8 protein-coding genes are annotated in these 8,291 nt (G+C 61.6%); 6 read left to right on the top strand and 2 right to left on the bottom strand.

The genetic code is table 11. The features are described from left to right. Nucleotides 1-86 precede the first annotated feature (86 nt). A complete protein-coding gene (locus AC629_RS37625) occupies nucleotides 87-824 on the bottom strand; it encodes a type II toxin-antitoxin system RelE family toxin (protein ID WP_084809786.1) in 738 nt (245 codons plus the stop codon). Next, nucleotides 821-1,420 (bottom strand): hypothetical protein, encoded by a 600-nt coding sequence (locus tag AC629_RS37620; protein ID WP_084809785.1) that lies wholly within the window; start codon nucleotides 1,418-1,420, stop codon nucleotides 821-823. The genes AC629_RS37625 and AC629_RS37620 overlap by 4 nt, the downstream gene beginning before the upstream one ends. A 393-nt stretch (nucleotides 1,421-1,813) precedes the next feature. Here AC629_RS37620 and AC629_RS49330 point away from each other — a divergent pair, with 393 nt between their 5' ends. The 6 genes from AC629_RS49330 (at nucleotide 1,814) to AC629_RS37595 (ending at nucleotide 8,150) form a co-directional block, all read left to right on the top strand. Continuing rightward, entirely contained in the window at nucleotides 1,814-2,827 is a 1,014-nt protein-coding gene (locus tag AC629_RS49330; RefSeq protein WP_245332115.1) for an ATP-binding protein, read from the top strand. Next, on the top strand, nucleotides 2,824-3,927 hold the full coding sequence (locus tag AC629_RS49325) for an AAA family ATPase (protein ID WP_245332116.1): 1,104 nt from the start codon (nucleotides 2,824-2,826) through the stop codon (nucleotides 3,925-3,927). Before AC629_RS49330 ends, AC629_RS49325 begins: the two co-directional genes overlap by 4 nt. 263 nt (nucleotides 3,928-4,190) lie before the next feature. Next, the gene (locus AC629_RS37610; protein WP_143199754.1) at nucleotides 4,191-4,901 is read left to right on the top strand and encodes a hypothetical protein; all 711 of its coding nucleotides are present in this window, start codon (nucleotides 4,191-4,193) and stop codon (nucleotides 4,899-4,901) included. A gap of 134 nt (nucleotides 4,902-5,035) precedes the next feature. After that, nucleotides 5,036-6,721, top strand: coding sequence for a TnsB C-terminal domain-containing protein (locus AC629_RS37605; protein WP_084809783.1), 1,686 nt, complete (start codon nucleotides 5,036-5,038; stop codon nucleotides 6,719-6,721). Between the two features lie 11 nt (nucleotides 6,722-6,732). Continuing rightward, a complete protein-coding gene (locus AC629_RS37600; RefSeq protein ID WP_084809782.1) occupies nucleotides 6,733-7,971 on the top strand; it encodes a TniB family NTP-binding protein in 1,239 nt (412 codons plus the stop codon). Next, the gene (locus tag AC629_RS37595; protein ID WP_084809781.1) at nucleotides 7,968-8,150 is read left to right on the top strand and encodes a hypothetical protein; all 183 of its coding nucleotides are present in this window, start codon (nucleotides 7,968-7,970) and stop codon (nucleotides 8,148-8,150) included. Before AC629_RS37600 ends, AC629_RS37595 begins: the two co-directional genes overlap by 4 nt. Nucleotides 8,151-8,291: the final 141 nt, after the last annotated feature.

The following is an 8,291-nucleotide window of genomic DNA, read 5'->3' as shown; positions in this document are numbered from 1 at the left end:
TGCAGGATGACGGCTCACTCGAAGGGGAGATTTGTCTCCTCAACGGCGACAACATCCCGTTCATCGCGCGCCGTTCCAAGACTTCTTCAACAGCCTGCTAGGTCACCTTCGAAAACGCGACGCAGTTCGTCTTCTGTTTCGGGGATGAAGATATGCTGTCGGCTCTCGTCCGACGCGATGATGTCGGCAAATGTCGGAGCAGCTTTCTCCTCTGTATCCTCGTCGGCGCTTTTGATGCCGACGAGCGTTCTAATCTCAGCGTCGGAGTAGCCGGCCGCAAGCGCAAACAGGATATTGTAGCTGGTTGCGTCGAACGCATCCTGGCTTCTGTCGAGGTCCTCCTGGTCGCGCAACTGCCGTACCTTCGGAAGTTCTTCGGTAAGGATCCCAAGCGCCAAAAGCCGCTCGTCCGGAATCGCCGCGAGTAGAGCCGGAGCGTCCGCGGCGGTCGTCTTTGCTGTTCCGACTTCCTTCTCGACCTCGACGGCCTCGACCACGCGGATTCCGTTCGTGGCGGCGTCGATGCGTACCTCGCGCCTCTCGGCCCAGCGATAAGCATCATCATGGTTGTTCACGTGCAGAAACATGACGTCGTGCCCGGTGATGAACGCGATCGCGCGATAGCCCTGGTCAATTCGGACTGACTTGACGCCGCGGTCACCGGTGCCCCTCACGCTCTCGAAATTCAGGCCGTGAGCTGAGGGGTCGCTCATGAAGCGCGTCATCATGTCGAGGAACTTCGCTGATATACGGTCGGGAAGCTTCTTCAGCGAGCGCAGACAACCGAGGTCGTAGGACACCCTGTATTGTGTTGCGGCGTTCATGCGACTCTTCCTTCAATCCTACGCAGCACCATGGCGACAACCTGTGTTACTGACTGGCCAGTTTCAGGATTGAACTCGATGAGGTCCCACTCCGTTGTGTCGAAGGGCTCTTCGCAGATGGCGAGGCGAGCCTGCGACCATCCGAGCTCGATCATGCCGACGACCTCTCCCTCGCGGGTCACGTCGAAGCCTTGCCGATCGGGTACCGCCGCGTCGGCTGCCCGCAGGGCCTCAACTAATGACCTGAAGTCTTCACCGGCGAGAGACAGAATCTCGAGCCAGGCGCCCTCAATCGGGGCCGTTCCCACGATATCGACATCGGGCGCCTCGAGCGTGTCGAGGCCCTGGAATTCGACGTGGAAGCCGGGCAGGTCCTGCAGAAAGTTGATGAGCCGCCACAGCCCGCGCCAAGCCTCGGAGTATCCGGGCGCGACGGTCTGGTCGCCCGGAACATCAGGCAGCGTGCCGCGCAGCAGCACTCGGCAGTCATCGACCTCGTCGCGCCAGTTGCTCGGCGCTACTTTTTTCGCCGAAAGGTAGACGTCCAGATTGCGATCGACGATGTGGCCGAACAGATCGGACTCTTCGAGACACAAGCGGTACGCCAGGGTCTATTCGTTTCCGTCAAGACCGCAGCCGCGATCCAGGCGCGACGTCCTACGCTTCGAGATGCGCCAGTTCAGGCGTCGCTCGATCCGCAGCTGTGCTCGTTCGTGTATCGTGCGTAGACGGATGTTGCGCCCGAGTAGGTAGAGCTTGATGCCGTTATCGTGCAGCGCAATGAGGCAATGTCCTGGTCGGCGTTGACTGCGCTAGCGAAGGCTCAAGCCGCTCACCTTGAGTGTCGAAGAAATTCGGCGCGAGCCGCGCTACACGAACGCACGGCTTGTCGCCCATGCCCCTCGGGGAGCTTCTGAAATCGATCCGCAGCGATGGCGCATGCCTGCGCACTCTCATCATCTTTGATCTTGTTCAGTCAGGAGCCGTTCATGACCAGAAAGAGCGTCACGAGAATGCAACGCGCCCGCACGGCTGGGCGGCGGGCACCGAGCGCACGAGCCCACTCCGGGAGGTTTCCGAGCCCTTTCAGTGTACCCGAGAAAGTGCTTGCAGAAGCATTCCGATCCCAATTCCCGCATTGGGCCGACACTTTCGATTGCAATACTCCGAGCTCGCAATGCACGCTGTCGTCGAAGAGAGTGGTCCCTTCCGCGCGGCGCGCGATTGTCGCGGCGGCGTTCGGCGCGGCCACTAACGGCGCCGTTCGGCGACAGATCAAGGGCAAGTCCGCGCTTGCGGTGGTCGTAATCGTGCCGGGACCGAGCTGGGTTCGTCCTGTCTGCGATTGGTTTGTCGAACGCTTTGGCGATAGATGGCAGACTATTACTTCGGAATCGGTCAAGATGCCGCACCAGAAATCCGAGCAGAACAGCGAGGTGGCCTCGTATCTCGCTCACGGCTCTCCGGTGGTCGGCTTTGCCGTTGAACGCGATGCGCTCCCGGCTTCGCTGACGGCGGCCGCCGACCTGACGATACGCATTCGTTCGCCCGGAGGAGCCACTATCGGCCGCGCTATCCGGATGTTCACCGGGTGCCGCGTGCCGGCCTGCATCGACGAGAACATTGCGAAGAGACTCGAATTTTACGATCTCGTCGCAGCCTTCCGAACTGGTTCATCGCCGGCTGAGATAGTCGCGCGCATTCGCAAAGCAACTACTGTCGTAAGTGAAGTGGCGTTGATCGAGCGGCTACCCAACCTGGAAGACGCGGTTGAATACGGCGCGGCTCGCGTCTGGGGCTTGGCATTGGCAAGGGACATCGCCGATTACCGCGCTGGCAATTTGGATTGGGAGGACGTTGACCGCGGCGCAGTTTTGCACTCGGAGCCTGGACTCGGCAAATCGCTATATGCGCGAATACTGGCGAAGGCTTGCGGGATACCCCTGGTCGCGCTTCGGTCGCCGATCTATTCGCGAGCTCGCCAGGCTACTTGGATTCGGTGATAAAGGCGTCCCGTGCGGTGTTTCAACGCGCCGCAGCGCTCGCGCCATGCATATTGTTTCTTGACGAAATCGATGCCCTTCCGAATCGGGCCACCATGTCACCTCGCGGCGCGGACTGGTGGACGCCTGTGATTACAGACTTCTTGCTCTGTTTAGATAATGCAGTCGCCGGAAACCGCACCGGGATCGTGGTATGCGCGGCCACGAACAACGTAAAAGCAGTCGACGCAGCCTTGCTGCGGCCCGGCAGGCTCGAGCGGTCCATAGAAATCACGCGCCCCAATCACGCGGGCGCGATCAATATCCTTCGCTATCACTTGAACGGGGACTTGGCCGACGCGGATCTCACCGACATTGGCCACCTCCTAGATGGATGCACCGGAGCGGAGATTATGATGACCGTACGCGGCGCACGCCGGATCGCCCGCTACGCAAAGCGCAGGATTGAACTCGACGACCTCGTTCAGGCTAGCGCGCCGGACGAGGATATCGGGCCTGCCGCGCTCACCCGTATTTGCACCCACGAAGCCGGACACGCGGTGGCTTCGGTGATACTTGCTTCCGGCGATCTCAAGCGCTGCGTCGTCGGTCGCGCCGCCGGGGCGGCCGGCCGCACGCTGATCGCAAACGAGACAGGCGGAGACTTGATGACCCGCGATACCGTCGAACGGCACGTAGTCGTTTTGCTCGCCGGGCGCGCAGCAGAGCGTGTTCTGATCGGAGGTGCCGGCGTCGGAGCCGGCGGTGACGATGATTCCGACTTGGCCCAGGCTACGCAACTCATCGCGGCACTGCACGCCTCCACCGGGCTGGGCGACACGCTGACTTACATGGTGTCGCATCGCGATGCGCTCACCGCCGTGCGTGTCGACCGCGAACTCCGGTCCACGGTCGAACAGCATCTACGGACACTTCAGACCCGCGCCGAGAACCTCATTCGGCAGCACCGCCACGAAATGCTGGCGATCGCGGATCGCCTTCGCACTCGTCGTCAACTATCAGGAGAGGAAATCCGCAAGATCGTGAGCGGCGCGAGTTTTGCAAAGGATGCGTTCGAACCGGCGAACGGTGACCCACACCAGAAGAGCGATGGTCTGTGATCAGGACTGATCGCATGAGAGCTTTAGCCCGCTCATAGATAAAGCCCGTTCAAGGATTCCTTTAAGCCGTCGGGCACGCGCACCATGAAGGAGCTTAGCTGGTGACTTCCGTCGCTCCCAACGACGATTTGGCGTCAGCCGCTTAGCTGATTCCGAATCCGCGTTTCGCGCCGGGCGCCGAAATCGCCGGCCGTAGATCCCCGCAGAGAAGACGCGGCGGGATCTAACCAAAACCAAAACTGAGGAAAGGCCTGCGCGGTCGCATGAAGTTCGAGTCACTCAGGAATCCGAAAAGGTACTTCGGTGACACTTACACTGGGTCGGTGAGGATCTCTCGGGACGGCTACCGTCAGGTCCCTTTCGAGTCCCACCTCGAAAGGGACTGGCTAATCCGCACCGATGCGTTTGACTTCAACTTGAGGTCAATCGTGGCGCAACCGCGGGTCCACACGAACACGAAAGGGTTGCCGTACTGGTTCGAAGGCCGAGAGCGGTTCTGGATTCCAGATTTTGTGCGGCTCCGCAAAGGAGTCGGCGGCCTGCAGGACCCGCCGCCGAACCTCATCGAGGTCAAGCCGCTGATCAGGATCTATCCGGTGCATCCCGATCGGCGGCGGCAGGACTTCCTGAGGTGGCGCGCGAAGGCGCGGTGGAGGGCCATCCGGCTTGCGGCCCTCATCTTGGGCTTCGGCTTCGAGCTCGCGACGGAACGGGAGATTCGGGTGATGCCCAGTCTCGCCAACGCCGGCGCGATGCGACGGTGCTCTGATTCCTTCTTCCCGGCTCGCTGGGAAAAGCTCGGGCGGCTAGCGCTGCTGCGCCTGCCGCACGAGAGCAGCATCCCCGAGCTTGCGCGGGTGCTGCCGCCGGACATCGACGCCTTCTCGGTGGCGTTGCGCCTGGCATGGCGCGGCGAACTGGTGCTCGACCCATCGGAAGTCTGGTCGCGGACGACCAAGTTCGTCCGCGGCTGAGCGAGGGTCCGCAAGGACTCATTCGCGACAAAACGATCGTAAACGCACGGAGAAAGCGTGCGTCCGCCAAGTGCGGATGCTCGCCGATCTAGAGCTCCGGAGAGAAGCGGCGCGTCGCGGCGAGAAGCTGGAGCGTGGCGGAAAAGAGGTGGACGCCATCGGCGAAAAGCTGGTGTCCCGCATGCTGCGCGCCCGCGACAAATTTGGCGTCATCGTTGAGACCACCAACCTGCGCGAGGCTCAGGGCCAGGCACGGGCGATCCAGCTGGGGCCCCCGGGGAGACTGCGTCAACCACGAATGGGAGGTCGATCATACTCCGCTCGACATCCTGGTGATCGACGAAAAGACCTTGCAGGTCGTCGGCCGTCCGTGGTTGACGGCCATCCTGGACCGCAACTCCCGATGCGTCGTCGGCTTCTCGATAAGCTTTGCGCCGCCCTCCTGGGCGGCCGTCATGGATGCGTTGCGCGTTGCGGTGATGCCGAAGGATTGGGTGTTCGAGGGCTTCAAGAGGCTCGGCAACGGTCAAAGCGGCATCCACAACAGCTGGGACTGCTTTGGCAAGCCGGATCGGCTGATCATGGATCACGGACGCGATTTCAAGTCATTATCGATGGATGAAACGCTGACCGCGCTCCAGATCGATTCCGACTACACCAAGCCGAAGAAACCCTGGCTCAAGGGCAAGATCGAACGGTGGCTCCGAACGCTCGAAGAGCAGATCATCCACACCATTCCCGGCGCCGTGATGTCGAGCGTGGAGAAGCGGAAGTTCTACAAGTCGGAGAAGTTCGCGATCCTGACGATCTACGAACTCAATTGGATCGTCGCAAAATGGGTGATCGATATCTACCATCAGGATGTGCACAGCAAGATCGGTCGCTCGCCTGCGCAGGCTTGGCGTGAAGGATTGCGCGAGATCACGCCGCACCGGGAGATTCCGAAAGACCTGCTCGTGCCGTTGACGGGCCTGATCCTGCCGCGTTCGCTCCGCGAAGGCGGCATTCGCTACAAGGGCCTGCGCTGGGACTCGAATGAATTCAGCCGGGCGCGTGCGTTCTTGCCGGATTCGGCGAACGTACAGGTGCGGATAGACCCGCTCGATATCTCTGTGTGCTACGTCTACGACGAAAAGCGCGCTGAGTGGGTCGAGGGGGAGCTCGTCGAGCCGGTCGAAGCGCGCGGCTTGACGCTGAAGCAATGGCTGACGATTTCGCAGCTGCGCAAGCGCAAAATGCGGGAACAAAAGCTCTCTCGTGAGGAGGCGCTCGCGCAATCCTACCAGGAAATCGGCCAGTATGTGCAGGAGCGCGTCAACGAGCGGCGCAAGGGGATGGCACCCCAACGTTTCGCCGCTTTCGCCTCAAGCGGCTCCGCCTGGGCGAAGATGCACGACGAACGCTTCGACGAAAGCCACAACCCTCCCGGCGGGCATCCGCTGGAATTCGATGACGAGGATGAGCGGGGGCGCCCCAAGCATGGTCCCTGCAAAGAGCCGCGGCGGCGGACGATGCGCTCCGACGAGGAGCAGCGTACTCCGGAGGACTACGCCCGCGACGAGGAAATCGCCCGTGAGGCGGCCGACCAGGCCGCCGAGGACGTGGTTGTCTCGCCGGCAACTCCGGAGCGCCGGCGCCCCCGGAAGCCGCGCACCAGAAGCTCTACGCAGCCGCCCTCGGAGGACGTGGTGCCTCCTTTGGCCGCCGAGGACCCCACGGATTCAGGCGAGACGCGTTCGCCGAAGAAGCGACTGCCCGATTCTGACGACGAAGACGACGACGATGATGATGTCACGCCGCTCGGCTACGGGCGCGACTGAAAGGAAACGCGATGTTCGACCATGCGAAGATGCCGGCGAAGTTCGCGGACTGGCCCCGTGAGGAACGGGTCAAACACCTGGCGTTTCGATTCATCAAGACACCCTCGACCAAAGCTGTCGAGCAATCGCTGGATCAGCTTTTCTGGCCCGCCGGCCTAGATACGGAGGGCGATGGTTGTTTCATCGTTGGTCAGACGGGCGCGGGGAAGACGACGGCGGTCAGGATGTTCACCGACCGCGCGTACGAAACGCTCAGGACGGAAGACCCCGCGGGAACGTGGTATCGGCCGAAGGTCTTCGGCACCGATCTTTCGCCTATCGTGCATAAGACGCCGAATGGCGTGCGTCGGCCGATCGCCGTGGTCTGGGTCGATCCGCGTCCGCGATTCAACGCGTTTATGGCCCATACCGCGCTCGCGCTAGGTATCGATTTTGGCAGCAGGTTCGATTTCGGGCGGGCCAGTCGCGAAGTGGCCGCTGCGATCGAGGAGCAAAAGGTCAAGATGATGCTGTTCGACGATGTGCAGCATATCGTCGACGGCGGTATGGACACTGATGGTGCAGGTGACGTTCTGAAGGTGTTAACCAAGGGAGGCATCCAGGTGGTTTGCATCGGTCTTCCGAACGCGCTGGATCTGGAGCACAACGCGCAGTTCGAGCGGCTCGTGGCGGATACTCAAATCGTGGTGCCGTTCCGGTGCTCGAGCGGCGACTTCCCGCAGACGGACGAGGACGGAAACGCCATTGGGCTCGAGAAGCAGAAGCTGACCCCATTCCGCAAATTCATGGCAGCGGTCGACAAGCGCGATGGAAACAGGTCCTTTCTGCCGTTTGATGAGCCCTCCTACCTATCGGAACCGGACATGGCGCTTCGTATCCATCAGGCTGGCGAGGGGTTTGCAGGCAAGATCATGGCGCTGATCAAGCGCGCTGCGAAGCTTGCCATCAACGATGGTAGTGCCCGGATCACCAAGCAGCATTTTGAGATGGCGTATCGGAAATCCAGTCGCTGCTCCGATGAGGCGAACTGGTTCCGGCTGAGCTTCCACGAGGTGCAGGAGAGATTCGGGTCGGTCAAGGCAAAGACCACCCGTGAAGAGATAATGGCAGCTACCCGCGAAGAGGAGGACGGTGCGAGCAGGCCGGCGCCCAGATCAGGTAGAAAGACGAGAGGCAAGCGAGAGAAGAAGCCTTCGCTCTCGGATCGGGCGACTCGGGACGTTGAAGACGCGATAGCGGGCCGCCGGTGAGCTTTTCCCGCATCCCCATCGGCCTTTGGGGCTATCGCCCGATCGAGCCGGAAGAGACCGCGCAGGGCTTGCTGCTGCGCGTCGCCGAGATTCAGCGTCACTCGTCCAGCGACAGGACGGCCGCGGCTGCAGGCATCAGCCGCTCTCGCATGACGCACGGCTTCCTGGGGGGAGCTTAAGCGCTTTGCGGTCCTGGTCGACCAGGACTTTGAGCGGATCAAGCGCGCTCAAGACGCTTTCTCAGAGCGTTCTTTCGTTTCATAGACGGAGGAACGCTGACTGAGACCATCGCGCGCCAGATCATCGACATCGGAGCGGGC

The organism is Bradyrhizobium sp. NAS80.1 (assembly GCF_001908205.1).
In the GTDB taxonomy this organism is placed as follows: Bacteria; Pseudomonadota; Alphaproteobacteria; order Rhizobiales; family Xanthobacteraceae; genus Bradyrhizobium.
The sequence above is the reverse complement of the archived record's forward strand: the minus strand, read 5'-3'. Positions and strand labels throughout refer to the sequence as shown.